The following is a 23,669-nucleotide window of genomic DNA, read 5'->3' as shown; positions in this document are numbered from 1 at the left end:
AACAAAAAACACCTGGGTCATTATATGTGGTGAATTCGTAAACAAAGTAAAAACCGTTCCGGTAAGGAACGGTTTTGTACATGTGCAGTCACACCATAATATCCAGCGAAGGTGAAGCTGGGGTGGCGCTGGTTACCGGGTTGGCGGCTCCAGGAGCGTCCTTGTCTGCGGGGCTGTTGGATTGTTTACTTTTGGCAGAAGGGTTGGAGGAATTGATCTCATCGCTGTCATCTGTAATCCGGGAGAGTGAGCTTGGAACATTATTGTTCTGTGCAGCCGCACTGCTGTCTTCCCGCAATTCTGAAGCTAACTCCGAAATCTTGCTGTTGATCCTGTGGATGGTGGACTTCATATCCAGGATCTTCTCCCGCTTGGTCTGTAGCACTACACGTTCGGCATTCTCCAGCATGTAGGGCCGTCCGATATCATGTGTGGGATTGTTGGCCAGACGGTCTCTCTCCAGCTTGATCTCACTCTGTATAGGCTTGGTCTGGTTGTCCAGCTGCTTCCCAAGGTTAACCAGCTTCCCCATACGGTCATATGTGATACTGCTTGAGATAATCGCATGCATCGAATCCGAATTAGGGTTAGTTGAATATGAAGCCGTCTCGGTGGATTGGGTCTTGGTAGTTTTGGCTTTGCTGTTCTCCATCTTTTCCTGCATTTCCTCAGCTTTGATCTGTGTGATCTGCGAATCTACCTCCTGGATAGAGGCTTTCAGTGCTTGTACGCGCTCTTGTTTCAGTTTTTTGTCCAAGTTCTCATTGGAGTTAATGGCCGCAACCTGTTCGTTCAGATTGGCCTTTTGTTTGATCAGGCTTTGAATTTCTTTGTCGCGGGATCTGGCTTGGGACTGATTGCTGGTACCCGTAACGGAGATAGCGCCCGGTGAAGAAGTTGAAGAGATGGGTAACAAGAGAATTCCTCCTCCAAACTAATTAACGGACTGGTTGCCCAGGCTGCTAAGGTAAGCATCGGCTTCTTGATATGTAGGGTAATGCACGGCGAATTTGCCGAACAGTCTTTTCATTTGCATTTTCCAGACCGGGGAGTCTGCGACGTATACCCAGCCGCCTACCCCTGCTTCTATCGCTCGGTCACCGGTCGGGGCGAGCATTGCGGCTACTTCAGGCGCTAGCACAGTTGGGGAACCTGTCACATCGGTTACTCCGGTAAAGCCCGGCTTCAGCTGCTTCAGAGCATTTTCAAAATCTGCTATGTAGGCGGGTACATCACTCTCAGTCAGGCCGTAGGCTTTGACGATTACCTGGTTTTTTGCAATATTGACTTCCATTGTGTAAGACATGAACATTCCTCCAATTGTGGTATTAAGTTTACATTAGTTAATATCGGATAAGATCGGGGTGTATTTGAGAGAATAAGGAAAACGGATCGGAACGGCTCTCATTTATGGGAATTAACTCCAGAAATTAAGGGGATGTGGAGGTTTTTACGATTCTGATCCAAAGAATTTACACAAACAATTGTTATTATGAAACACAAATTGTTGTCTTGTGTTATGATATAGGTAGAGGTGGCTCTTATGAACGATTTCGATAATTACCCCGATGAGCTGGGGAATTTCATCCGGCACTTCAGGAAGGCCCGCGGGTTAACCCTCAGGGGGCTGGAAGAGAAGAGCGGCATCAGCTATTCACAGCTCAGCAAGATTGAACGGGGAGAGAGTATCCCGCTTAAGGATAACCTGGATAAGATCATTGAAGCACTCGGAGGGGATCTCAAGAACCGGATGTATCATTTGGCCGACTATATGCCTGATATTGAGTACATCAAGACCCTGAAACAGGGCTACAAGCTACCTAAGCATAATCAGTCCCAAGACTACATTTACGAGACGGCGTTCAACAAGCTGAAGGAATTCCGGGCGAAGGAAGACAAAGAAACGTCATATGTTTCCTTTGATTCTGAAGAGGTAATCGTTTATGAGACGGAATATGGGGCAGGAATGGTTATAGAGAAGATCGAGAAGTACAACCTGACCGATGTGCTGAACGATATATTCGAGGGAAGTCTGGATAGCCTCCGCAGGCAGCCGCGCCAGGGGCGTCAGGCTTACTTATTCGGAGAATGGCTGCGTGAAGGTATTTATGAGCTGAAGGAAGAGGAACAAGACCAGGTTATTCAGGCCTTGAAGGAATTCACCCAGTTCAAAGTACAACAGATCAAGGGCGTGTACAAGTAAAGAAGGGCCCGGCATAACGTGCTTCCAAAATGAATAATGTTGCCCTTTCTTGCAGCCATCTATTCATCTTGATCCATAAACAAACTACAAATGGTTAGACAGAAAAGGGGATAAGAAACATGAGAATCAATATGAAGTTTACCAGCAAAGGAAAAGCTGCGATCGAGAATTTCAACAACGAAGAGCTGTTGGAGATTTTTGCACGATACATCAAGACACTGACCAAAAAATACGATATCGAAGTAGATGTGCCGCTAGAAGTGAATCAGAATATCGTTGCCGATGGAACCGTCATTGCCATGGCTCAGAACGTTAAATGTGACGCAGAGACCTTCTTCAAAGAGCTGGGACGCGACATCAAGGTTCCCCTGAAAAAGCGCCTCGGCGGTAAGCTGGAGAACGTGTTCAAGACCGAAATTATCGAGTAGACAAAAGTTTGTTACACACCAAAAACCATCCCCGCACTGTCTGTGGAGGATGGTTTTTTGGCGTCTGTGCAAGTATATCTTATGGAAGGAGAGCTTCGCATGCTAATGATGTTGGGTTTTTGAAATATTCCGCGTAGTGAGGACGTTCCTGATTATCTGGATAAAATCTGGCGAAGCCTTGGCTTCCAGCGCCAATTCGTAGATGTTCATTAATTGTTCGTCAGACAATTGCTCAAGTGATGAGGGGCGCGGAGAAGGATGAAAGTAAGTTTCCATTGTATTCCTCCATCATGGTTGAGAGTGTTGGGAAAGATAATTAAGATATTAATGAAATGCTTCTATGTAAATGGTACCATCTGGAATATAATCCGTCTGCTGGTATTCGCCCTGTGAATTTTACTTTACATATGTTGGATAATATGTGATAATGATTGAATTTGTAGCCGTATATGATTATAAAAAAGCAGCGACCCTCTTTTTGGAGGATCGCTGCTAGTCTATGACGGTGATTCGTTTTTCCTTGAAGCTAGAAATCTGCGGATACGTGTTTCATTGGACTCTGATACAGTAGCAAATTGTTCCCCTTGATTGAACAGAACAATCTTCCGTTCCGGATCATAACCGTCAATATTGCCAATGTTGACTACATTGCTGCGGTCAAGACGTTCAAAGCCCATGCCTCCGTAAGCTGCATACAAATCGGAAAGAGTGGTAGGGAGAACAAATTCGCCTTCTTTCGTATGGACGAATATCGTATTCTTGTGGTTAGAGAAATACAATATCTCCTCCTCCCGGATACTGCGGGAAGAGCCGTCGTTTAGTAAGACACGCATGTACTCCCCATCCTTGTGTAATTACTTACGTAATTCTTTTGGTGCTTCCGGACTGTGAATCCAAGATTTTAGTACTGAAGCAAATACATGGGCTGATGATGTCAGGGCTTTGGATGCAATGCGTGCTAGTTTCTGTTTCAATTCAGACCCTCCTTTTAGGTAAAGATATTACTGTTAAGGATTGAGCAAAGAAAGCCAATCCGAGGACAGACGAACAAATGAAGAAATTTGATGTTACCATCATTAAGGAAATCACCTTCAAGAATGGATAAATGCGTAGAGGGATTCTTACATTGGCATCAGGATTAGGTGCAAAAATAAGCATAATAATAAATGAGGATAAATTAATTATCCACAATTGATTCTCGATTAAAAAAGAAAGGTGTGGTAGGGATGAACATAATGTGATAGATATGGCATTACAGGCTGTTGCAGTCTTAAGATGCTTACCGCCAGACATAAATCTTAGAAAGGCAAAGCCAAAAAGAACAATTGCGGTTTCTCCAACACTTCCTGTAAACCATCCAATGAGCAAGGATGATATGATAATGACCAAGCTGTTTAAAATTATATTAAGGGAATATTGCATAATTTCAATAGAGCTAGTCTCCTGAGGATTCGTTTGTTTAATAATTGAAGCAATTTTATTGCTTAATATATTCATGACCGCTTCTGTCCTTCGTATAAGATAAGTAAATATAACAAAACATAAGGGTGAAATATATAACTGGTAGAGCCAGAAAGTAACCAGAATCAAATAGATGCATAATAGAAATTACAACTGCTACAGTTGGTAAATTTAGAATGAAAAGTATTTTTTCGCGTTTGCTAATTATGACAATCCCATTGGGTTTATCTGGAACATAATCAAATCCTTTACGCTTATATCCAACATAATAACCTGTTATTATAGCAGTCAAAGCTGTGAGGAATTGCAAAAAATACGTAGTAATATCTAAGCCGTAGAATGTTTGACTTGATAATAAACCGAATTTATTAAATATTAGTGCGTAAATTAACTGAATAAATGTGTAAGCTTGGTAGGTCATGCCTGTAAGTATTGCTGAATAAAATATATGAATTCTAAAAAGTAGCCATAAGAAACAAAAAATTAAGAGATATTGTACAATTATGTCTAACTCTACCCAAGAATAGTTCACACGAATTACAAATGAAAGGAATGCCATTATAAAACTTGCAAATATCATTTCTATATGGAAAACATCAATCTTAAAAACTTTGAAAGCTAAATAAAACATAGCGTATGCTTCCAAGATAGAAAACACCATATAAAGCACAAAATCCAGCATGCTTACACTCCCGGGAGATAGATTAACAAATCTGTAATCCTGGTGATATTATACATAATAGGCTAGGATACAACAACAGGTTTTGACACATTCCGGCAAATATTTCTTAAAAATTGGATTGGAGAGGGGTTTTTACCATGAATCAGCGTCCTGCGCAAGGGGAGTACACCGAATTTCAGTCCAGATATATTACATTGGTGCCGCCCGAAGGAGAGCTGAGCGTCATTCTAAGAGAGCAGACTCAGCAGGTGCTGACTTTGCTTGGCGGGCTGACAGAAGAGCAAGGAGCCTACCGCTATGCCCCGGGGAAGTGGAGTATCAAGGAGATGCTAGGGCATCTGACGGATAATGACCGCATTATGTCTTACCGGTTGCTTTGTTTTGCGAGGGGGGAGCAGGCGCCGTTGCCCGGCTATGAGGAGAATGATTATGCGGCTGCCGGGGCGTTCGACCGCTTCACGCTGCAAGAGATGATTGCGCACTACCGGATCGTCCGGGAGTCCACCTTGGCGCTGGCAGATAGTCTTGCGGAGGACGTATATGCCCGTACAGGGAATTTTGGCGGGATTGCCATGTCTGTGCGTGCGCAGCTCTGTCTGATCATCGGACATGAGCGGCATCATCTGCGGATTCTTAATGAACGTTATCTGAACTAAAGGGAGGTGACGCATGTGGGCTTACTTAGAGGCTTCTGGCACTTCTTCGTCCCGAGGGAGCGCACATTAGTGTACACTACTTTCGATCAGGGACAATATTTCCGGGTCAAAAGCGGCCTTGCGGCAGAGGGCATCCCGCACCGTTCCCGGATTAACGGCGGGATGAGAGAGACGACACGGCGTGCTAACTTCGGCGGAAAGGCTACGATACAGTATGAACTGTTCGTCCGCAAGGAGGATGAACATAAGGCGCTTCAAGCGGTTCAATAGACGGGAGAACAAACAACGCATTCCGGCCGGATTAGGGCTGGAGTGCGTTTTAATGTTGTATATTAGGGTATTTTACAATGGAGGATTCTTGTGGCATTTACGGCAGACCGGGTAATAGGCTTCATTGCCGCCTATCTGGATCTGTTTGCCGCTGTATACCGGCTTTCCGTTCTCGACGCGCAGCGCCATGGTGGCTTTCCGTGCGCAGAACCAGCAGATGGTCTTCATTTCTTCAATCTTGTCAGCGTAGATCAGCATATATTTGCTGCCTTCGAACAGATTGTTCTGGAAATCGTTTTTGAGGCCGAAGGCCATCACCGGAATGTCCAGCTCATCCACAATACGCACCAGCTGCAGGATGCAGTCCTTGCTCAGGAACTGGCACTCGTCGATCAGCACACAGTGGGGCTTCGGCAGACTATTTTTGACGATGCTGTACATATCTGTATGCTCATCAATCGGAATGGCCTGCTTGCGCAGTCCGATCCGGGAGGAGATGTATCCTACTTCATCCCGGTTATCAATGGAAGGTGTGAAGAGGAGCACCGACTTGCCCTGCTCTTCATAATTATGGGCAACCTTGAGAATCTCAATGGATTTGCCGCTGTTCATAGCTCCATACCTGAAAAATAATTGTGCCACGTCCATCTATCCTTTCACTGTTCAGCTAATCTGCTACACGACCAAAAAATCGACCTTACTAGAGTATCATACTCGGGGCCGGAGTAGCCAGTGCAAACATTGTTTCCGCCCGGGATGTGCTATAATGAACGCAATTGTGTCTTCAGCAGGAGAATATAGTGAACAGAAGGGAAGTTAGTCAGGTGACAGAGAAATTGGAGCAATACAAGGAACGGATCCATGCACTGCGGGAGAAGGGGGAGCTTATCCCGGGTACGGAGAATTTACTGGAAGACATGCTGGCCGAGCTCACTGAGCTGAACCGCAGCAACAAGGCACTGCGCCGGGTCATTTTGAAGTCGGGACAGGGCTCTGCCATGTCTACCCGCCTGCGGGATGCGCTCTACGAATAAGCAAATGGGGTATCTTCGATGAAGCTAATGTTGACTTTTCTTAAAAAATACCGGGTCGCCGCCATTGCCGCGCTGGTCATGATGCTGATTGAGCTGGCCGTGGAGCTGTCGCAGCCGCTGCTGATCTCCAAAATCATTGATGACGGTATCCGGCAACAGGACACGGCTGTCGTCTGGCTGTGGGGCGGTGTGCTGGTCGGGAGTGCCGCTGTGGCATTTGTGGCGGGAATACTCAGCTCCTTTTTTGCATCGCATACCAGTCAGGGGTTCGCGTTCGACCTGCGTGACAAACTGTATGAAAAGGTACAGTCGTTCTCTTACGATATTTTTAGCCGCTTCCCTACCTCATCCCTGATCACCCGCCTTACTGGGGATGTAACACAAATACAGGATACGATATTCATGGGGCTGCGGTTCATGACCCGTATTCCGCTGGTTGTGATCGGAAGCGTGATTATGGCGCTTGTTGTACATATCAAGCTGGGATTGCTGCTGACCGTGACCCTGCCGTTCTTGGTGATATTTATGATCTGGCTGATGCGCAGGGCGTCCGAGCTGTTCCGCAATGTGCAGACGAGGCTTGACGGCGTGAATGGGGTTATTCAGGAGAATCTGACCGGAATCCGGCTGATTCGTGTATTTGTGCGGATGGGCCATGAGATCGGGCGGTTCGCAACGTTCAGCGGAGAGCTGATGAGATCGACTGTTGCTGCGCTGAGGCTCACCGAGACCTCAACACCGTTCATTATGATCATCGTCAATGCCGGGATTCTGGCCGTGCTGTGGTTTGGGCGAATTGAGATCTCTACAGGGGATGCTACGCTGGGGCAGACGGTTGCCGTCATTAACTACTCGCTGCGTACGATGGGAGCGCTGTCAGCACTATCCTGGATCATGGTAAGCTTCTCCCGCGCACGGGCATCATCCGGACGGATCGCTGAAGTGATGGCGGCAAGCGAAGGTCCGGGCGAGCTGGGCATGACTTCAGGAGAAGGTCTAACGTCGGCTGCCCAAGGCAAGGTTGAATTCCAGCAGGTCAGCTTCAGCTATCCCGGCAGTGACATTAAGGTTCTGGAGGACATCTCCTTCTCGCTGCAGCCGGGTGAACGTGTGGCAATTATGGGCGCGACCGGCTCCGGCAAAACCTCTCTGGTAACGCTGATTCCCCGGCTGTATGAATGCGGCAGCGGCAGCATCCTGGTGGACGGACAGAAGCATACGGAGATGGATATGCAGACCTTACGGGGCTCTATTGGCTATGTACCGCAGGAGGTGCTCCTGTTCACCGGCTCAATCCGGGAGAATATAGCCTGGGGAAATGCAGCGGCGAGTCAGGCAGAGATTGAGCAGGCAGCGGCGGCAGCCCAGATTCATGACACAGTTGCAGCGCTGCCGCAGGGCTACGATACTGCCCTCGGGCAACGCGGAGTTAATCTGTCGGGCGGGCAGAAGCAGCGTCTGAGCATTGCGCGGGCGCTGGTGCGCAGACCGGCGATTCTGATTCTGGATGACAGTACCAGTGCGCTTGATGCGGTTACGGAGGGACTTTTGCTGGCAGAATTGAAGAAGTTGTCCTGCACGACCTTCCTGATCACACAGAAAATCAGCTCAACCGCCTCAGCGGATCTGATTCTGCTGCTGGACGAAGGCCGGCTGATTGCGCAGGGGACCCATTCCGAGCTAATGGATGAGTCCGCACTGTACCGCAAAATCTATCAATCGCAGACAGGGGAGGCGCAGCATGTTCAAAGCACTCATTGAGCCGTTCCGCTATCCGAAGCTGGAGGTAGGCCACGGCGAAGCCAAAATCTTCGGGGCGATGGGCAGCCGGAAGCCGAAGGCGAAGGCCAAGAACTGGTCGGGCACACTAGGCCGCATATGGACGTATCTCGCCGAACGCCGGACAAAGCTGATCTTAGTGCTGTTCATGGTTCTGCTAAGCTCAGCCTTGTCACTCCTTGGACCTTACCTGATCAGCCGGGCAGTGGACGATTATCTCGGCGGGGAGGGTGGCAGAACGTGGGCTGTCTTCCTGCTGGTTCTGGCGCTCGTCTACCTGCTGAATTCTTTGGTCTCCTGGCTGCAAAATGTCTGGATGATCGAGGTGGCCCAGGAGACGGTCTACCGGATGCGGACCGATCTGTTCTCGCACCTGCACCGTCTGCCGATCTCCTTCTTCAACCGCAGGCAGCAGGGGGAGATTATGAGCCGTCTGACCAATGATATTGAGAATATCAGCTCGACGCTGAACAGCTCGGCCATTCAGATCTTTTCCAGTATTCTGACGCTGGTGGGAACGGTAGGCGTGATGCTGTGGCTCAGCCCGTTGCTAACGCTGCTGACCTTCATTGTGGTACCGCTGATGATGCTGGGCATGCGCTGGATTACCCGGCGGACCGGACCGCTGTTCAAAGAGCGGCAGCGCAATATGGGTGAGCTGAACGGGTTCATCGAAGAGACCTTGTCCGGGCAACGGATTATCAAAGCCTTCTCGCAGGAGGAGCGGGTGATCACCAGCTTCAGAGAGCGTAATACACGGATTATGCTGTCGGGGTATTGGGCACAATCGATTTCGGGCTTTATTCCTAAGCTGATGAATGGTCTGAACAATCTGAGCTTTGCCATCGTGGCCGGAGTCGGGGGGCTGCTTGCCATCCGCGGGCTCGTGACGGTGGGGATTATTATTGCTTTTGCCGAATATGCGCGTCAGTTCACCCGGCCGCTGAATGATCTGGCGAACCAGTGGAACACTTTGCTGTCGGCTATCGCCGGGGCGGAGCGTGTTTTCGAGGTGCTGGATGAGGAGACGGAGGCCCGGGATGAAGGCGAGGCGGTGAAGCTGGAACATGTGGAGGGAGCCGTAAAGTTCACGGATGTGTCCTTCTCTTATGAAGGTGGAGCCGATACGCTCCAGGTAATTACGTTCGAGGCGAAGCCAGGGGAGATGATTGCGCTGGTCGGACCTACCGGTGCTGGCAAAACGACACTAATCGGCCTGCTGTCCCGCTTCTACGATCCGAGCCGGGGCAGCATTACGCTGGACGGGCGGGAGCTGTCAACGGTCACCCGTGAAAGTCTGCGCAGTCATATGGCCTTCGTCCTGCAGGACTCCTTCCTGTTCAAAGGTACGATCCGCGATAATATCCGCTACGGCAGGCTGGATGCAACCGATGAAGAGGTGGAGGAGGCCGCGAAGCTGGCCAATGCCCATGCCTTCATTATGCGACTCCAGGACGGCTACGACCGGATGCTGTCTGTAGATGGCAGCGGTATCAGCCAGGGGCAGAAGCAACTCTTGGCTATTGCCCGGGCAATTTTGGCGAATCCGTCCATGCTGGTACTGGATGAGGCGACGAGCAGCATCGATACGGTGACTGAGATCAAGATTCAGGAAGGGCTCCAGGCGCTGATGCGCGGCCGGACCAGCTTCGTGATCGCCCACCGGCTGGGCACGATCCGCGCTGCTGACCGCATTCTGGTGCTTGAGGGCGGACGTCTGCTTCAGCAGGGCTCGCATGAGGAGCTGCTGAAGCAGGGCGGTCTTTACAGCGAGCTGGTGCGGGGGAGCAAGGAAGCGGCTGGGGAGTGAGCGGAGCACGGGCTTTTGATAGGACGGGTGTGAGGGTGATTTTGAGGAATAGGATGAACGAAGGCTGTGCTGAGGCTAATGCGTACAGACTAATGAAGTAAAGGCTACTGCGGCTAATTAGCTAAGGTAACTGTATATTGTGCAATAGAAATCCGATTTTTGAGTGGTAAATGGCATTCTGCTGTATTTGGTACATTAGATTTTGCCAGTTTGGGGCTAATAGCGGGTGTGATCAATAACCAACAGGGGATGTCTCAGCAGCCGATTCGTTCATGGCTTGAGACATCCCCTGTTTCAGTTATAGGATTAGGAGCGGGCTTCGGAAGACGGGGGCTGCTGTGCTTGCTGCTTCTCCCGGAAGCGGGGGCCTACGTAGTTCTTTTTGCGGTCACGGGTCAGAATCCAGCCGCCCAGGAAGGTCATGCCCGCCAGGAACAAGAGCAGTCCGCCGCCGAAATGCAGCCACGCAAATTTGGGAATAGCAGTCTCATCGCCATGCATGGCAAAATAATTGAACAGATCATCTTTCATCATCAGGAAGCCCGTCATCGCCAGGAGGCCGGGAATCACCAGAATAAGGATGGCAATGAAGCGTGAAATCAGCAGTTTCATCACAGTCGCTCCTCTTCGCAGCCGTTTGAATTCACCCATATGATAACGCTTTAACCTGCAAAAGTCCATGAATACATGACGTTTGTAAGTTTTGTATTACTCTCGAAAGAGAGTACAATATAAGAGATTGAATTGAATTCAAGAGGAATGACTGGAGGATACATATCATGACAATGACCTGTGATGTAGCGATACTTGGCGGAGGCACCGGCGGTTATGTGGCAGCGATTCGCGCTGCGCAGCTGGGCAAATCTGTTGTCGTTATTGAAATGGACAAGCTGGGCGGAACCTGCCTGCACCGCGGCTGTATTCCCAGCAAATCACTGCTGCGCAGTGCAGAGGTATTGGCTGAAATCAACGAGAGCGAAAGCTACGGTATAGAGACTACGGGCACCAAGCTGGTGTTCCCCAAAGTGCAGCAGCGCAAGGAAGCGGTAGTGGAGCAGCTTCATCAGGGGGTACAGTATCTGATGCGCAAGCACAAGATTCAGGTGCTGAAGGGCAAAGGCCGGATCATCGGCCCTTCGATCTTCTCTCCGCGAAGCGGCGCAGTGGCTGTAGAGCTGGAGAATGGCGAGATGGAGACCGTGGTCTCTACTAATCTAATTATCGCTACCGGCTCGCGTCCGCGCATTCTGCCGGGCCTGGTGCCTGACGGCAAGGTGATTCTGAGCAGTGAAGAAGCGCTGACGCTTGAGGAGCTGCCGGCCTCAATAATAATTGTGGGCGGCGGGGTAATCGGAGTGGAGTGGGCGTCCATGCTGGCTGATTTCGGAGTGCAGGTGACTGTTGTAGAGACAGCCGGACAGCTTTTGCCGCAGGAGGATGAAGAGGTGGCACGGGAGCTGCTGCGCCTGCTGAAGAAACGAGGAGTCCGGGTACTCACTGGAACAACGGTAGATGCAGAGACCTGCACGGTGTCAGAGACAGGGATTACGATTGAAGCCCGCAAGGGAGAGCAGAGCCAGAGTCTGTCGGCTGACAAACTGCTCGTATCTGTGGGGCGCGTCGCGAATATTGAGAATCTCGGACTTGAAAATACAGATATCCGCTTCGATACAGGTGTCATTGCGGTAAATGCCAATATGCAGACGGGTGAACCGCATATCTATGCGATTGGCGATTGTATCGGCGGACTGCAGCTGGCTCATGCTGCCAGCCATGAGGGCATCCGTGCCGTCAATCATCTGGCCGGTGAAGCGCTCCATCCGTATGAAGCCCATCTAGTTCCGCGCTGTGTCTATACACGGCCGGAAGTGGCTAGTGTCGGCTACACGGAGAAGGAAGGGAAGCAGCTCGGCCGCGAGACGGTGACCGGGAAGTTCCCGTTCTCGGCCATCGGCAAAGCCATTGTCTACGGAATGAAGGATGGCTTCGTGAAGGTAGTGGCTGACGCGAAGAACGGGGATATCCTCGGCGTGCAGATGATCGGCCCGCATGTGACCGACCTGATCGGCGAAGCGGCGCTGGCACAGATCTTGGATGCCACACCTTGGGAGGTCGGGGAGGCAGTACATGCCCATCCGACACTATCGGAGGTACTGGGCGAGGCCATGCTGGCGGTGGATGGAAGAGCAATCGGATTCTAGCGTGCGATAGAGAGCTTAACAAGAAGGCCGGAGGGAGCGGAAGGCGCGTACTGCGCTAATATCGCTCCATACCGGCTATATTTGTTCGTTTCCAGAGCTTCTGCATGGCGGAGGGATTTTGGCTTTTCTTTTTGCCGGGAAAACGGATATAATGAATTTAGTACCTGGTGATAGGATCAGGGCACATATAACAATATTAAGGTCAATCTGCCTGGCGGACGCATCCTGAACCGCTTAGAGATAGCGGGGGCTGGAAGCTGGCGCCGGCAATACTTTCAAGGAGGTACCTCTTATATGGAATCCCAAGGTACTGTAGACACGGTTAACAGACATAAGCAGCTTGGACTCACAGACGGCCAGGTTATCGATATGTACAGATTCATGCAGCTCGGACGGAAATATGATGAGCGCAGTCTGCTGTTGCAGCGCGCGGGCAAGATCAATTTCCATGTATCCGGCATCGGGCAGGAGGCGGCACAGGTCGCGGCGGCATTTGCACTGGACCGGGAGAATGACTATTTCCTGCCCTACTACCGGGATTATGCGTTTGTCCTCTCTGTTGGAATGACCACGCGCGAGCTGATGCTGTCCGTCTTCGCCAAGGCGGAAGATCCGAACAGCGGCGGCCGGCAGATGCCGGGCCACTTCGGCAGCAAGCGCCTGCGGATTGTAACGGGCTCTAGCCCGGTCACGACCCAGGTTCCGCATGCAGCAGGCTTCGCGCTGGCGGCGAAGATGCAGAAGAAGAAGTTCGTCTCCTTCGTCACCTTCGGGGAAGGCTCCAGCAATCAGGGGGATTTCCATGAAGCGTGTAACTTTGCCGGTGTAAATAAGCTGCCGATGATTATTTTTTGTCAGAACAATCAGTATGCGATCTCGATTCCGGCCCATAAGCAGCTTGGCGGCAAGGTCAGCGACCGTGCGCTTGGCTACGGCTTCCCAGGCATCCGGGTGGACGGCAATGATCCGCTGGAGGTCTACCGCGTGGTCAAGGAGGCCCGGGACCGTGCGCTTGCCGGTGAAGGCCCGACCTTGATTGAAGCGATGATGTACCGCCTGTCGCCGCATTCCACCTCGGATAACGATCTGGCCTACCGGACCCAGGAGGAAGTCGATGAGAACTGGAAAAAAGACGGCATCGCCGCGTTCCGCACCTATCTGACCGGACTCGGTCTATGGAGTGACGAGCAGGAGCATGATCTGGCTGCCGAATATAATCTTGAACTGAAAGAAGCTATAACCTACGCGGAGAATGCGCCGTTCCCGAAACCGGAAGATACGCTGCTGCATGTCTACGATGAATCCGGCCTGAAGGGGGGCGCTTAAGCCATGGCGATGATGGAATATATCGATGCAATCCGGCTGGCGATGAAGGAAGAGATGGAACGTGACGAGTCGGTGTTCGTGCTGGGTGAGGATGTCGGCGTGAAGGGCGGCGTCTTCACAACAACCAAAGGCTTGCAGGAGCAGTTCGGCGCAGAACGGGTGCTGGACACGCCGCTTGCGGAATCTGCCATTGCAGGGGTGGCTATCGGTGCTGCGATGTACGGCATGAAGCCGATTGCCGAGATGCAGTACTCTGATTTCATGCTGCCCGCAACGAACCAGATTATCAGCGAAGCAGCCAAAATCCGCTACCGTTCCAACAACGACTGGAACTGTCCGGTCGTCATCCGTGCGCCGATCGGCGGCGGCATCTTCGGCGGGTTGTACCACTCGCAGTGTCCGGAGTCGATCTTCTTCGGTACGCCGGGGCTTAAGATTGTGGCGCCTTATTCGGCAGCAGATGCCAAGGGCCTGCTCAAGGCCGCTGTCCGTGATCCTGATCCGGTGCTGTTCTTCGAGAACAAGAAATGCTACAAGCTGATCAAGGGCGATGTGCCGGAAGGCGACTACACGGTGCCGATTGGTGAAGCGAATCTGCTGCGTGAAGGCAGTGATATTACGGTGATCGGGTATAGCTTGCCGCTGCATTTTGCGATGCAGGCAGCGGAGGAGCTGGAGAAGGAGCATGGCGTCACCGCACATATCCTGGATCTGCGTACCCTCCAGCCGCTGGACCGCGAGGCGATTATTGCCGCTGTCCGGCAGACCGGCAAGGTGCTGATTGTCCATGAGGATAACAAGACCGGAGGCATCGGCGCTGAAGTCGCGGCGATCATCGCCGAGCATTGTCTGTTTGACCTCGATGCCCCAATCTTCCGCCTGTGCGGACCCGATGTACCGGCGATGCCGATCTCGCCGCCGATGGAGAAATTCTTCCTGCTTAGCAAGGACAAGGTTAAGGCTGAAATGCTGCGTCTGGCGCAGTATTAATATATAAGAGAAACCGGCGGGATAAGTAAGTGAAGCTGCCTGTGCCGACTTAGGGCGATAATGTTGCAGAAAGTGCAGCTTGTGGGTACTAGGTAAACAGAGGTTAAGGACAGGTTGTTGCAGGAAATGCAGCATTATGTCCGCTCAGCCGCCTGAATGAAGAGAATTGCTGCATTTTGAGCAACATTTTTGATTTTGGGCAGATTTGTCTGGGCGAATATTTTATTAAGTGCAGGATTTCGTGGCTGAATCGCCACCTGAGCGAAGAAAATGGTAAATTTCGTTTAGAACACTTTGAGTCTATGCTTCCGAAGACAGTTGTGTACGAAGCAAATTCAAGAAGTCGACGCTTTCAAAACTAAGCGCATGCTTCCGAAGACAATTGTGTACCAAGTTCTTCAGGATGCCTGTGCTTACCAAACATTAAGGAGTGACATTATGTCTGACAATACAACGCTGACGGATGTAATTATGCCGCAGCTGGCTGAATCGCTGGTATCGGCGACCATCGGGAAATGGCTGAAGCAGCCGGGCGATTCAATAGAGCAATATGAGCCGATCTGCGAGCTGATCACGGATAAAGTGAACGCGGAGCTGCCTGCAACGGTAGACGGCACGCTGGTCGAGCTGCTGGCCGAAGAGGGCCAGACGGTCAGCGTCGGCGAGATCATCGCCCGCATCGCTGTGGCTGGCTCCGCCGCGCCAGCTGCTGCGGCCCCGTCACCGGCAGCTTCCGGTGACGCCCCAGCCCCTGCCGCTGCCCCGGCTGCGGCATCCGGCACCGCCCCGCAGGCGGCTCACGCCGCCGCGCGGCCGCCTGTGCCCGCTGCGGCTTATGACGCCGCAGCGCCAATGCGCTCCCGTTACTCTCCGGCTGTGCAGTCGCTGGCCGCCGAGCACGGCATCAACCTGGCGGCCGTGCCTGGCACCGGCCTGGGCGGACGTATCACACGCAAGGATGTGCTCACTTTCCTTACGAGCGGCGCCGCAGCCGTTCAGCCGCCGGCACCCGCTGTAGCCCCTGCCGCAGCGCCGGTGCCTGACACGGCCCCTGCTGCCGCTGTACCCGCAGCGCAGCAGCCTGTGCTCCAGCCTGTGCCGGACGCACTTCAGCCGGTCCGTAACTCCGGCCTGCACCTTAGCGAATCGCCGAAGATTCCGACGATTGAGATCGAAGGCGGACGGGGCAGCAGCTCGGAATATCTGATCGACGTTACACCGATCCGTAATACGATCGCTACCAGAATGCGCCAGAGTGTCTCGGAGATCCCGCACGCCTGGACAATGATCGAGGTCGATGTGACCAATCTGGTGGTGCTGCGCAACAAGCTGAAGGATGAGTTCAAGCGCAAAGAGGGCATTAACCTGACCTATCTCGCTTTTCTGATGAAGGCTGTGGTCAGTGCGATCAAGGATTACCCGATCATGAACTCCGTCTGGGCCGTTGACAAAATCATCGTCAAACGCGACATCAACATCTCGCTGGCCGTAGGCACAGAGGATTCCGTCATGACGCCGGTCATCAAAAAAGCCGATCAGAAGAATGTCGCCGGGCTGGCCCGCGAGATCGACGAATTGGCATTGAAGACACGGGAACGCAAACTGCGCTTGGACGATACGCAGGGCGGCACGTTCACGGTGAACAACACCGGCTCGTTTGGCTCGATTCTGTCTTATCCGATTATCAACTATCCGCAGGCGGCGATCCTGACTTTTGAATCCATTGTCAAAAGACCTGTCGTCATCAATGATATGATTGCCGTGCGTTCGATGGCGAATATCTGTCTGTCGCTGGATCACCGGATTCTGGACGGAGTCATCAGCGGACGGTTCCTGCAGCGCGTGAAGGATAATGTGGAAGGCTACACCCCGGAAACGAAGCTCTACTAAGTAAGACGGCTGCGGACCCCTGGGACAGGGAGAATGAGAAGCAAAGGGGAACTTACGATCATGGAGAACCTGAACCTAAGGAAACTTACAGTTACCATTCTTCCAGTGATGGAGTACGGGGCGGCCTGGGAGCTGCAAAAGGAAGCGGTGCATGCGATTGATGCGGGCACTGCTTCCGAGCAGCTGATTCTGCTGCAGCATCCGCCCACGTACACCATCGGTTCGCAGAATCATCCGGAGCATCTGCTCCTCAGCGGGGAACAGCTCAGGCAGCAGGGCATTGCGCTGTTTGAGATTGACCGCGGGGGAGATATTACATATCACGGGCCCGGCCAGCTGGTCGGTTACCCGCTTTTGAAGCTGGGCGAGAACGGCAAGGTTGATCTGCACGGCTATCTGCGCAGGCTGGAGTCGGTGATTATTGCGTACCTGGAGGCCTATGGAATTACGGGGACCCGCAAGCAGGGGTATACCGGGGTGTGGGTCGGTGATGAGAAAATCTGTGCTATCGGCGTCAAGTTTAACAAGTGTAAATTCCGCCGGGGTTTTGTCACCAGTCATGGCTTCGCCTTCAACGTATCGGCCGGGATCGGGCAAAGCGGCTTCACGGGCATTATCCCTTGCGGTATTGCGGAATACGGAGTGACCTCGCTTGAGGAATGTACGGGGCGCGCTTTTGACATCGGGACGGTTGCTGAAGAGCTGGTGCCTTATTTCCTGGAGCAGTTTCCGTATAACCAAACAGCGCCCGGGGAACCCGGACGCAGTTACTTAAGTGCTAAGCGTGATTAACCGGCCAAAAACGGCTCGATGACGAACAGCACCGTAGAGGCGATCATAGCGAACAGCATGATGTAGATAATTATGCGAAACCATTTTTGTCGTTGCATGAGTGACTCCTTTGAGATTAGTTTAAGTTATGAGCATGAGCCCACAATTGAACGCAGTACCACCATTGTAACGTATCTGAGAAAGAGAGGGAAGTCCATATGATATCAGAAGACCGATTGATCCATGAGTTCATGGAGCTTGTCCAGATTGACAGTGAGACCCGGAATGAACGGCAGATTGCCGATGTGCTTAAGGAGAAGTTCAGCAGCCTGGGGCTGAGCGCAGTGGAAGACGATTCGCAGGAGAGAACGGGACATGGAGCCGGCAATCTGTTCGTGACCTGGCCTGCGGACAGCGGAGTGAGCGCGCCGAAGCTGCTGTTCACCTGTCATATGGATACTGTAGTGCCCGGCCAGAAGATCAAGCCAACCCTTGGGGAAGACGGCTGGATTCGAAGCGATGGCAGCACGATTCTTGGGGCGGATGACAAAGCAGGACTGGCTGCCCTGTTCGAAGCGATCCGGGTGATTCAGGAGCAGAAGCTGCCGCACGGCCAGATTCAGTTCGTCATTACGGCAGGCGAAGAGTCGGGGCTGATGGGCGCACGTGCCATGGACCCGGCATCTCTGGATGCTGACATGGGCTTCGCGCTGGATTCCAACGGAGAAGTGGGAGCTATTGCTACCGCCGCACCAGGCGTGGCCCGGATCTCGATGCAGATCTTCGGCAAATCCGCCCATGCAGGCGTGAACCCGGAGGACGGCATCAGCGCCATCCAGGTAGCGAGCAAAGCTATTTCGGCCATGAAGCTGGGACGGATCGACAACGAAACGACAGCGAATATCGGCAAGTTCGCCGGCGGCGGGCCGACGAATGTGGTCTGCGACCATGTACAGCTGGATGCGGAGGCCCGCAGTATTGTGCAGGAGAAGGTTGACCTTCAGGTGGCCTCCATGCGGGAGGCACTGGAGACAACAGCCCGCGAACACGGGGCGCAGAGTGAATTCCGCAGCGAGACTATCTATCCGGCGTTCAGCTTTGGTGCGGGTGATCCGGTCGTTCAACTGGCGGCCCGTGCGGTCACTGCGCAGGGCCTGACACCCCGCCTGTTCGCTTCCGGCGGCGGCAGTGATGCCAATGTGTTCAACGGCCTGAACGTTCCGGTTGTGAACCTGGCAGTTGGCTACGAGGATATCCATACCACGAAGGAGCGGATCAAGGCCGCAGACATCGTCAAGGTGGCCAGTCTGGTTGTAGCCATTGTGGCCGAGAGCCAGAAGGGCTAAGCCGATAAGAGGCTGTGCAGGGACCCGGCCAGGGCAAGGATTTTGCTAAAAATATAAGAAGTTATATGTTGCACACGATAACTTATCCTTCTATTTCTCGCTGAAACGGTAGCGTCCTTTAAAAGGACGGCAAAGCCGTTTCCACTTAGGCGGTCTGCTGCCGCTTATGAATAACAATAAAGGAGCTGCTTCCGGGATGATCCGGGAGACAGCTCCTTCTTATACCCTGGAATATCATAGACGCTGACCGGAAGAACGAAGCGGCATTATCCAGCCTTGGAAGCTTTGATCCGCGAATCTGCCTGGAGCAGCAGGATGTAAGAGAGGGGCATATCGCGCCCGTATTGCTTCATCCACCCGGCCATTACGGCCATAATCTGTTCCGGTTTACCTACCATTGTTACTGCGGATGAGCTTGCTTGGACAAGGATGTCATTCATGCCTGCATTCCTTCTTTCTTCATAAGTTTGCTATAATACACCCTATGCATAACGATGCCAAAGGAGACCACAAATCTATGAAAAAAGATGAAATAAACCGCAACCCCGCATTGGATGAAGAAACATTGTCGACGAAGCCGATTTTTGCAGGCCACATTATTTCGCTTCAGGTGGATACTGTGAGACTGCCTGACGGCAACACCGCAACCCGTGAGGTTGTGAAGCACCCTGGAGCTGTAGCTGTGCTCGCTTTGAATCAAGGTAAAATGCTGGTCGTGGAGCAGTACCGTCAGCCGATGCACCGTACCGAGGTGGAGATTCCGGCAGGGAAGCTGGACCCGGGCGAAGATCCGCTGGCGGCTGCGGGCCGTGAGCTTCAGGAGGAGACCGGCTTTCATAGCGGGGGGCTGAAGCTGCTGAAGTCGTTCTATACCTCTCCCGGCTTCGCCGACGAGATCATTCACCTCTATGTGACCGAGGATGCCCAGCCGGGCGAGATGGCGCTGGATGAGGATGAGTTCCTGGAGGTCTCCGAGCTGACGCTGGAGGAAGCCTACCAGTACATTGCGGACGGACGTATTGCCGATGCCAAGACGATGATGGCGGTCTATGCCTGGCATCTGTATACGCTGACAGGCCAATGGCACTAGCGGCGGAGCTCAGCAGTGTCTACTGTGATCTGCATGTGCATATCGGACGGACTTCGGAGGGCCAGGCGGTCAAAATCAGCGGCAGCCGTGATCTGACCTTTGCCGGGATTGCCAGGGAGGCAGCGGAGCGCAAGGGGATTGGCCTGATTGGCATTATCGACAGCCACTCTCCGGGTGTGCTGCGGGATATTCATACTTCGCTGGATTCCGGTGAGATGACGATAGCCGCAGGCGGCGGAATTGCTTACCGGGGGACGACGATCCTGCTGGGAACCGAGATTGAGATACGCGAGCCCGGGCGGCGGGAGTGCCATGTCCTGGCTTTCATGCCGGACCTCGGGACGATGGAGGATTTCAGCACCTGGATGAGCGCCCATATGCGTAATGTGAATCTCAGCTCCCAGCGTCTGTACGCCCCTTCCAGGGTGCTGCAGGACGAGATTACCGGGCGGGGCGGGCTGCTGATCCCGGCCCATATTTTCACGCCCCACAAGGGGCTCTATGGCTGTGCGGCCGAGCGGATGGCTGAGTTATTCGATCTGGACCGCATCGCAGCGGTGGAGCTTGGCCTTAGTGCGGATTCAGAGATGGCAGGGTATATCTCCGAGCTTGACCGTTACAGCTTCCTGACCAATTCCGATGCCCATTCCCTCGGCAAAATCGGCCGCGAGTATAATGTCATCGAGATGCGGGAGCCCTCCTTCCGAGAGCTGAAGCTGGCGCTCCAGCGCTCGGAAGGACGCGGGGTCAACGCCAACTTCGGGCTGAATCCCCGGCTGGGCAAATATCACAGGACCTACTGCGGCGGCTGCGGCAGCATCATCGATGAAGCCTACAGCACCTCGGAGCGCTGCCCGTATTGCGGTAGTCCGAAGCTGGTCCAGGGTGTGCTGGACCGTATTCTGCACATTGCCGACCGTTCGCTGCCGCAGGTTCCGGATTACCGGCCTCCGTACCATTACCAGGTACCGCTGGAGTTCATTCCCGGCCTGGGCAAGCGTAAGCTGAACCTGCTGCTGGAGGCTTTTGGCACAGAGATGAACATTCTGCACCGGGCTGCGGAAGCCGAGCTTGCCGCTGTAGCGGGAGCTGAGCTGGCGGGGCTGATCGTGCTGGCCCGCAGCGGGCAGCTCGTCCTCTCCTCGGGAGGCGGCGGGACCTACGGCAAGGTGGTCAAGAGCTAAGGACAAGTCATAGATTAGGACATTCCCTCATATGGTGTAACATGTGACCGGAAAGGGGAATGTCAGGGTGCGCAGTTTAAAGCTGATGGTGAAGGAACAGACGCCTCTTTATATTTTTGTCGCGGTATTATTTCTGGTCGGAGTGGTATTCGGAGCGCTTATCGTCACTGCGCTTACGCTGGATCAGCAGCAGGAGCTGGGCGATTACTTAAGCAATTTCTTCGTGACAGTCGATCAGCAGGGTTTGCCTGACGCGCAGGATTCATACTGGAGCATCGCCGCTTTTCATCTGAAGTGGGTCGGCCTGATCTGGGTGCTTGGCTTGTCCGTGATCGGCCTCCCGGGCATTCTGATTCTGGATTTCCTCAAAGGTGTGCTGATCGGCTTCACCGTCGGCACGCTGGTCAGCCAATATTCCTGGCACGGCATGCTGTTCGCCCTGGTCTCCGTCGCTCCGCATAATCTGGTGCTGATTCCGGTGCTGCTAGTGTGCAGTGCGGCCGCGCTCGGATTCTCCCTGCTGATGATCCGCAGCCGTGTGCTGGGACAGCAGCGCCGCACGCAGATCACCCATCCGTTCATGATGTATACGCTGCTCTCCCTGGGGATGGCGCTGCTGGTGATGGGAATCTCGGGCTTCGAGGCTTACGTGACTCCGGTGATGATGCGCTGGGTGACGCCGCTGCTGGTGTCAGCCGGGTGAAAGTGAGAAGCAGACAGGGGCAGGGAATCGGCGCCGGTGCTGCGGAGAGAGAATGGAAGATTTCACTAATATGGAGTATTTGTGAACGTGCGGGTCAGCTCCCTCCAGATGCTAAAACCGTTTGACTTCTCAAAGGAAATCCCCCTATAATGGAAGAAGTGGCTTGAAGCCCGGTGTGGTAATTTTCCAAGGGGGAGGCAGACAATGGAAGCCCGAATAGACAAGATTAAGCAACAACTACAATCCCAAGGATACAAGCTTACACCTCAACGGGAAGCGACCTTAAGAGTTCTCCTGGAGAACGAGGATGATCATTTAAGTGCGGAAGATGTATTCATGCTTGTGAAAGAAAAGGCGCCTGAGATCGGTCTTGCCACCGTGTATCGTACCCTGGAACTGCTTAGCGAGCTTCATGTCGTGGAGAAGATCAATTTCGGAGACGGTGTGGCCCGCTATGATCTGCGTACGGATACGGCGAAGCATCATCACCATCATTTGATTTGTGTGCAGTGCGGAACGATGGATGAGATTCGTGAGGATTGGCTGGGACCGCTGGAAGAGCGGCTGGAGCAGGAATACAACTTCACGGTGGTTGATCATAGACTTGATTTTCACGGAATATGCCACCGCTGCAAGGATAAGAATCCTGCAGAGGACAATACTCCCGAATAAGCGTATATAGAATGTGGACTTAAGAATGCTTCATAGCGAATTTCCTAAGTTCATCTTCAGATGAAGAAGGACCGCGCAAGCTCTCCCCCGGCTGAATGGCTGGAGGGGAGCTTTTTGATTGCGTGGAGAGCCGCTGAAGGCGGGCTACGGCGGGGGGATGAAAGGGATAAATCCCTTTGAATCGGCTGAAAGTGGGCTGGGTGAGGAAATGAAGGGGATAAATCCCTTTGAATTGGCTGAAAGTGTGCTGGACGAAGAAAAGAAAGGGATAAATCCCACTAAATTCACTAAAAGTGGGCAGGATGAGGAGATGAAAGGGATAAATCCCACTAAATTCATCAAAAGTGTGCTGGATGAGGAGATGAAAGGGATAAATCCCTTTGAATTGGCTGAAAGTGGGCAGGACGAAAAAAAGAAAGGGATAAATCCCACTAAATTCATCAAAAGTGTGCTGGACGGGCAGTTGAAGGTGAGTAATGAAGAGCACAAGTGCCCCTGAATCCTGCCAAAGTCGGCTAAACGGGCAAATGAAGAGCACAAGTGCCCCTGAATCCTGCCAAAGTCGGCTAAACGGGCAAATGAAGAGCACAAGTGCCCCTGATTCCAGCCAAAGACGGCTAAACGGGCAAATGAAGAGCACAAGTGCCCCTGAATCCTGCCAAAGTCGGCTAAACGGGCAAATGAAGAGCACAAGTACACCTGATTTCGGCAGAGCCGTCTCAGTGAGAGCGGCCAGGGAGCCCAATATTACTTAACATACATAACATGATCCTCCGGCGCATAAAGTGAAGGACGAGTTCTGCTCACGCTCCTTTTGTCCGCTCTCCTTCTGCTGCACTTACCCAAGCGCAGCAGAAGGAGAGCATGTGCAGGATGCTGATGCAGACGCTGATATCATTTTGAGGAGGCTGCCTGGATGATTATTTCTCTGCCCCGCACGGTGCGCCGGCTGTATTTCATGACGATGCTTGTGGCGGTAAGCTGTGTGCTGTATTATGTTTTGAGCTGGGTCAGCGCATGGATCAGTCCGGCCCGTAATGTTGAGATTCCTGAAGGCACCGCCGTCCGGGCGTTTCAAGATGTAGAGTACGGTGAACAGGGGCTAAGTGCGGGAGATCGACTGCGCCTTTTTTACTGGTACGGGGAGTAACGGGACGGATTGCAGGATTAAGG

29 protein-coding genes are annotated in these 23,669 nt (G+C 52.6%); 19 read left to right on the top strand and 10 right to left on the bottom strand.

The genetic code is table 11. The annotated features are described in order from the left end of the window. Positions 1-88 precede the first annotated feature (88 nt). Positions 89-916: a FlxA-like family protein gene (locus tag MKZ07_RS12240; RefSeq protein ID WP_036698359.1), complete on the bottom strand. Its 828-nt coding sequence runs from the start codon at positions 914-916 to the stop codon at positions 89-91. 18 nt (positions 917-934) lie between these two features. Continuing rightward, the gene (locus MKZ07_RS12235; protein ID WP_036698357.1) at positions 935-1,306 is read right to left on the bottom strand and encodes a hypothetical protein; all 372 of its coding nucleotides are present in this window, start codon (positions 1,304-1,306) and stop codon (positions 935-937) included. Positions 1,307-1,543: 237 nt separating this feature from the next. Here MKZ07_RS12235 and MKZ07_RS12230 point away from each other — a divergent pair, with 237 nt between their 5' ends. Next, positions 1,544-2,203, top strand: coding sequence for a helix-turn-helix domain-containing protein (locus MKZ07_RS12230; RefSeq protein WP_036698355.1), 660 nt, complete (start codon positions 1,544-1,546; stop codon positions 2,201-2,203). A 119-nt stretch (positions 2,204-2,322) separates the two neighbouring features. Further along, positions 2,323-2,631: a hypothetical protein gene (locus tag MKZ07_RS12225; RefSeq protein WP_036698353.1), complete on the top strand. Its 309-nt coding sequence runs from the start codon at positions 2,323-2,325 to the stop codon at positions 2,629-2,631. A gap of 102 nt (positions 2,632-2,733) precedes the next feature. On the opposite strand, the gene MKZ07_RS12220 is transcribed toward MKZ07_RS12225, so the two are convergent. From MKZ07_RS12220 to MKZ07_RS12205, 4 genes are all read right to left on the bottom strand, one after another. Beyond that, positions 2,734-2,907 carry a sporulation histidine kinase inhibitor Sda gene (locus MKZ07_RS12220; RefSeq protein ID WP_083677725.1) on the bottom strand — a complete coding sequence of 58 codons (174 nt, stop codon included), beginning with the start codon at positions 2,905-2,907 and terminating at the stop codon, positions 2,734-2,736. Positions 2,908-3,128: 221 nt separating this feature from the next. Further along, positions 3,129-3,464, bottom strand: coding sequence for a LytTR family DNA-binding domain-containing protein (locus MKZ07_RS12215; protein WP_036698352.1), 336 nt, complete (start codon positions 3,462-3,464; stop codon positions 3,129-3,131). Between the two features lie 142 nt (positions 3,465-3,606). Then, a complete protein-coding gene (locus tag MKZ07_RS12210; protein WP_084649023.1) occupies positions 3,607-4,128 on the bottom strand; it encodes an accessory gene regulator ArgB-like protein in 522 nt (173 codons plus the stop codon). Further along, positions 4,109-4,774: a hypothetical protein gene (locus MKZ07_RS12205; protein ID WP_341025967.1), complete on the bottom strand. Its 666-nt coding sequence runs from the start codon at positions 4,772-4,774 to the stop codon at positions 4,109-4,111. Before MKZ07_RS12205 ends, MKZ07_RS12210 begins: the two co-directional genes overlap by 20 nt. 137 nt (positions 4,775-4,911) lie before the next feature. Between MKZ07_RS12205 and MKZ07_RS12200 the strand changes: the two genes are divergently transcribed. Further along, positions 4,912-5,430 (top strand): DinB family protein, encoded by a 519-nt coding sequence (locus MKZ07_RS12200; protein ID WP_341025965.1) that lies wholly within the window; start codon positions 4,912-4,914, stop codon positions 5,428-5,430. A 15-nt stretch (positions 5,431-5,445) separates the two neighbouring features. Beyond that, complete coding sequence (locus MKZ07_RS12195; RefSeq protein ID WP_143804210.1) at positions 5,446-5,700, top strand: hypothetical protein; 255 nt, start codon at positions 5,446-5,448, stop codon at positions 5,698-5,700. 72 nt (positions 5,701-5,772) lie between these two features. Here the strand turns inward: MKZ07_RS12195 and MKZ07_RS12190 are convergent, their stop codons facing one another. Next, positions 5,773-6,342: a thymidine kinase gene (locus MKZ07_RS12190; RefSeq protein ID WP_036698342.1), complete on the bottom strand. Its 570-nt coding sequence runs from the start codon at positions 6,340-6,342 to the stop codon at positions 5,773-5,775. A 182-nt stretch (positions 6,343-6,524) separates the two neighbouring features. On the opposite strand from MKZ07_RS12190, the gene MKZ07_RS12185 reads away from it, so the two are divergent. Genes MKZ07_RS12185 through MKZ07_RS12175 form a run of 3 tightly spaced genes read left to right on the top strand, consistent with a single transcriptional unit; the run spans position 6,525 to position 10,323 of the window. After that, the gene (locus tag MKZ07_RS12185) at positions 6,525-6,734 is read left to right on the top strand and encodes a hypothetical protein (RefSeq protein ID WP_076154406.1); all 210 of its coding nucleotides are present in this window, start codon (positions 6,525-6,527) and stop codon (positions 6,732-6,734) included. Between the two features lie 18 nt (positions 6,735-6,752). After that, a complete protein-coding gene (locus MKZ07_RS12180; protein WP_341025961.1) occupies positions 6,753-8,495 on the top strand; it encodes an ABC transporter ATP-binding protein in 1,743 nt (580 codons plus the stop codon). After that, the gene (locus MKZ07_RS12175) at positions 8,476-10,323 is read left to right on the top strand and encodes an ABC transporter ATP-binding protein (protein ID WP_341025960.1); all 1,848 of its coding nucleotides are present in this window, start codon (positions 8,476-8,478) and stop codon (positions 10,321-10,323) included. Before MKZ07_RS12180 ends, MKZ07_RS12175 begins: the two co-directional genes overlap by 20 nt. Before the next feature lie 306 nt (positions 10,324-10,629). On the opposite strand, the gene MKZ07_RS12170 is transcribed toward MKZ07_RS12175, so the two are convergent. Beyond that, positions 10,630-10,935 (bottom strand): DUF2627 domain-containing protein, encoded by a 306-nt coding sequence (locus MKZ07_RS12170; RefSeq protein ID WP_036698330.1) that lies wholly within the window; start codon positions 10,933-10,935, stop codon positions 10,630-10,632. A gap of 167 nt (positions 10,936-11,102) precedes the next feature. Here MKZ07_RS12170 and lpdA point away from each other — a divergent pair, with 167 nt between their 5' ends. From lpdA to lipB, 5 genes are all read left to right on the top strand, one after another. Continuing rightward, positions 11,103-12,524 carry a dihydrolipoyl dehydrogenase gene (gene lpdA / locus MKZ07_RS12165; protein WP_341025958.1) on the top strand — a complete coding sequence of 474 codons (1,422 nt, stop codon included), beginning with the start codon at positions 11,103-11,105 and terminating at the stop codon, positions 12,522-12,524. Positions 12,525-12,818: 294 nt separating this feature from the next. Then, complete coding sequence (locus MKZ07_RS12160) at positions 12,819-13,850, top strand: thiamine pyrophosphate-dependent dehydrogenase E1 component subunit alpha (protein ID WP_036698323.1); 1,032 nt, start codon at positions 12,819-12,821, stop codon at positions 13,848-13,850. 3 nt (positions 13,851-13,853) lie between these two features. After that, positions 13,854-14,840: an alpha-ketoacid dehydrogenase subunit beta gene (locus MKZ07_RS12155; RefSeq protein WP_036698320.1), complete on the top strand. Its 987-nt coding sequence runs from the start codon at positions 13,854-13,856 to the stop codon at positions 14,838-14,840. A gap of 438 nt (positions 14,841-15,278) precedes the next feature. Continuing rightward, a complete protein-coding gene (locus MKZ07_RS12150; protein ID WP_036698317.1) occupies positions 15,279-16,730 on the top strand; it encodes a dihydrolipoamide acetyltransferase family protein in 1,452 nt (483 codons plus the stop codon). 60 nt (positions 16,731-16,790) lie between these two features. Further along, positions 16,791-17,522, top strand: a complete 732-nt coding sequence (gene lipB, locus MKZ07_RS12145; RefSeq protein ID WP_156949695.1) for a lipoyl(octanoyl) transferase LipB — start codon at positions 16,791-16,793, stop codon at positions 17,520-17,522. On the opposite strand, the gene prli42 is transcribed toward lipB, so the two are convergent. After that, the gene (gene prli42, locus MKZ07_RS12140) at positions 17,519-17,620 is read right to left on the bottom strand and encodes a stressosome-associated protein Prli42 (RefSeq protein WP_143803916.1); all 102 of its coding nucleotides are present in this window, start codon (positions 17,618-17,620) and stop codon (positions 17,519-17,521) included. The two genes, lipB and prli42, sit on opposite strands and share 4 nt — an antisense overlap. A gap of 99 nt (positions 17,621-17,719) precedes the next feature. Here prli42 and MKZ07_RS12135 point away from each other — a divergent pair, with 99 nt between their 5' ends. Continuing rightward, positions 17,720-18,847, top strand: coding sequence for a M20/M25/M40 family metallo-hydrolase (locus tag MKZ07_RS12135; RefSeq protein WP_036698315.1), 1,128 nt, complete (start codon positions 17,720-17,722; stop codon positions 18,845-18,847). 266 nt (positions 18,848-19,113) lie between these two features. On the opposite strand, the gene MKZ07_RS12130 is transcribed toward MKZ07_RS12135, so the two are convergent. Then, a complete protein-coding gene (locus MKZ07_RS12130; protein WP_156949694.1) occupies positions 19,114-19,287 on the bottom strand; it encodes a hypothetical protein in 174 nt (57 codons plus the stop codon). 77 nt (positions 19,288-19,364) lie between these two features. Between MKZ07_RS12130 and MKZ07_RS12125 the strand changes: the two genes are divergently transcribed. From MKZ07_RS12125 to MKZ07_RS12100, 6 genes are all read left to right on the top strand, one after another. Next, the gene (locus MKZ07_RS12125; protein WP_051493868.1) at positions 19,365-19,937 is read left to right on the top strand and encodes an NUDIX domain-containing protein; all 573 of its coding nucleotides are present in this window, start codon (positions 19,365-19,367) and stop codon (positions 19,935-19,937) included. Further along, positions 19,928-21,121 (top strand): endonuclease Q family protein, encoded by a 1,194-nt coding sequence (locus tag MKZ07_RS12120; protein WP_341025954.1) that lies wholly within the window; start codon positions 19,928-19,930, stop codon positions 21,119-21,121. Before MKZ07_RS12125 ends, MKZ07_RS12120 begins: the two co-directional genes overlap by 10 nt. Positions 21,122-21,188: 67 nt before the next feature. Next, the gene (spoIIM, locus tag MKZ07_RS12115; RefSeq protein WP_036698310.1) at positions 21,189-21,824 is read left to right on the top strand and encodes a stage II sporulation protein M; all 636 of its coding nucleotides are present in this window, start codon (positions 21,189-21,191) and stop codon (positions 21,822-21,824) included. Positions 21,825-22,028: 204 nt separating this feature from the next. Continuing rightward, on the top strand, positions 22,029-22,496 hold the full coding sequence (gene fur, locus MKZ07_RS12110) for a ferric iron uptake transcriptional regulator (RefSeq protein ID WP_036698309.1): 468 nt from the start codon (positions 22,029-22,031) through the stop codon (positions 22,494-22,496). Positions 22,497-22,614: 118 nt separating this feature from the next. Further along, positions 22,615-22,995 (top strand): hypothetical protein, encoded by a 381-nt coding sequence (locus tag MKZ07_RS12105; protein ID WP_341025951.1) that lies wholly within the window; start codon positions 22,615-22,617, stop codon positions 22,993-22,995. 417 nt (positions 22,996-23,412) lie between these two features. Next, the gene (locus MKZ07_RS12100; protein ID WP_341025950.1) at positions 23,413-23,646 is read left to right on the top strand and encodes a DUF4227 family protein; all 234 of its coding nucleotides are present in this window, start codon (positions 23,413-23,415) and stop codon (positions 23,644-23,646) included. The last annotated feature ends 23 nt before the right edge of the window (positions 23,647-23,669 follow it).

The sequence above is a fragment of the Paenibacillus sp. FSL P4-0338 genome (genome assembly GCF_038002365.1).
In the GTDB taxonomy this organism is placed as follows: Bacteria; Bacillota; Bacilli; order Paenibacillales; family Paenibacillaceae; genus Paenibacillus_AQ.
This window is presented reverse-complemented; position numbering and strand designations above follow the sequence as displayed.

What these genes read in the sequence shown, in the direction of transcription:
- MKZ07_RS12150 (WP_036698317.1), top strand. Translation starts at nt 15,279, where the DNA reads ATGTCTGACAATACAACGCTGACGGATGTAATTATGCCGCAGCTGGCT.
- MKZ07_RS12205 (WP_341025967.1), bottom strand. Translation starts at nt 4,774, where the DNA reads ATGCTGGATTTTGTGCTTTATATGGTGTTTTCTATCTTGGAAGCATAC.
- fur (WP_036698309.1), top strand. Translation starts at nt 22,029, where the DNA reads ATGGAAGCCCGAATAGACAAGATTAAGCAACAACTACAATCCCAAGGA.
- MKZ07_RS12125 (WP_051493868.1), top strand. Translation starts at nt 19,365, where the DNA reads ATGAAAAAAGATGAAATAAACCGCAACCCCGCATTGGATGAAGAAACA.
- MKZ07_RS12230 (WP_036698355.1), top strand. Translation starts at nt 1,544, where the DNA reads ATGAACGATTTCGATAATTACCCCGATGAGCTGGGGAATTTCATCCGG.
- MKZ07_RS12155 (WP_036698320.1), top strand. Translation starts at nt 13,854, where the DNA reads ATGGCGATGATGGAATATATCGATGCAATCCGGCTGGCGATGAAGGAA.
- MKZ07_RS12215 (WP_036698352.1), bottom strand. Translation starts at nt 3,464, where the DNA reads ATGCGTGTCTTACTAAACGACGGCTCTTCCCGCAGTATCCGGGAGGAG.
- MKZ07_RS12225 (WP_036698353.1), top strand. Translation starts at nt 2,323, where the DNA reads ATGAGAATCAATATGAAGTTTACCAGCAAAGGAAAAGCTGCGATCGAG.
- prli42 (WP_143803916.1), bottom strand. Translation starts at nt 17,620, where the DNA reads ATGCAACGACAAAAATGGTTTCGCATAATTATCTACATCATGCTGTTC.
- MKZ07_RS12210 (WP_084649023.1), bottom strand. Translation starts at nt 4,128, where the DNA reads ATGAATATATTAAGCAATAAAATTGCTTCAATTATTAAACAAACGAAT.
- MKZ07_RS12170 (WP_036698330.1), bottom strand. Translation starts at nt 10,935, where the DNA reads ATGAAACTGCTGATTTCACGCTTCATTGCCATCCTTATTCTGGTGATT.
- lipB (WP_156949695.1), top strand. Translation starts at nt 16,791, where the DNA reads ATGGAGAACCTGAACCTAAGGAAACTTACAGTTACCATTCTTCCAGTG.
- MKZ07_RS12160 (WP_036698323.1), top strand. Translation starts at nt 12,819, where the DNA reads ATGGAATCCCAAGGTACTGTAGACACGGTTAACAGACATAAGCAGCTT.
- MKZ07_RS12120 (WP_341025954.1), top strand. Translation starts at nt 19,928, where the DNA reads ATGGCACTAGCGGCGGAGCTCAGCAGTGTCTACTGTGATCTGCATGTG.
- MKZ07_RS12100 (WP_341025950.1), top strand. Translation starts at nt 23,413, where the DNA reads ATGATTATTTCTCTGCCCCGCACGGTGCGCCGGCTGTATTTCATGACG.
- MKZ07_RS12135 (WP_036698315.1), top strand. Translation starts at nt 17,720, where the DNA reads ATGATATCAGAAGACCGATTGATCCATGAGTTCATGGAGCTTGTCCAG.
- MKZ07_RS12200 (WP_341025965.1), top strand. Translation starts at nt 4,912, where the DNA reads ATGAATCAGCGTCCTGCGCAAGGGGAGTACACCGAATTTCAGTCCAGA.
- lpdA (WP_341025958.1), top strand. Translation starts at nt 11,103, where the DNA reads ATGACAATGACCTGTGATGTAGCGATACTTGGCGGAGGCACCGGCGGT.
- MKZ07_RS12130 (WP_156949694.1), bottom strand. Translation starts at nt 19,287, where the DNA reads ATGAATGACATCCTTGTCCAAGCAAGCTCATCCGCAGTAACAATGGTA.
- MKZ07_RS12180 (WP_341025961.1), top strand. Translation starts at nt 6,753, where the DNA reads ATGAAGCTAATGTTGACTTTTCTTAAAAAATACCGGGTCGCCGCCATT.
- MKZ07_RS12220 (WP_083677725.1), bottom strand. Translation starts at nt 2,907, where the DNA reads ATGGAAACTTACTTTCATCCTTCTCCGCGCCCCTCATCACTTGAGCAA.
- MKZ07_RS12235 (WP_036698357.1), bottom strand. Translation starts at nt 1,306, where the DNA reads ATGTCTTACACAATGGAAGTCAATATTGCAAAAAACCAGGTAATCGTC.
- MKZ07_RS12175 (WP_341025960.1), top strand. Translation starts at nt 8,476, where the DNA reads ATGTTCAAAGCACTCATTGAGCCGTTCCGCTATCCGAAGCTGGAGGTA.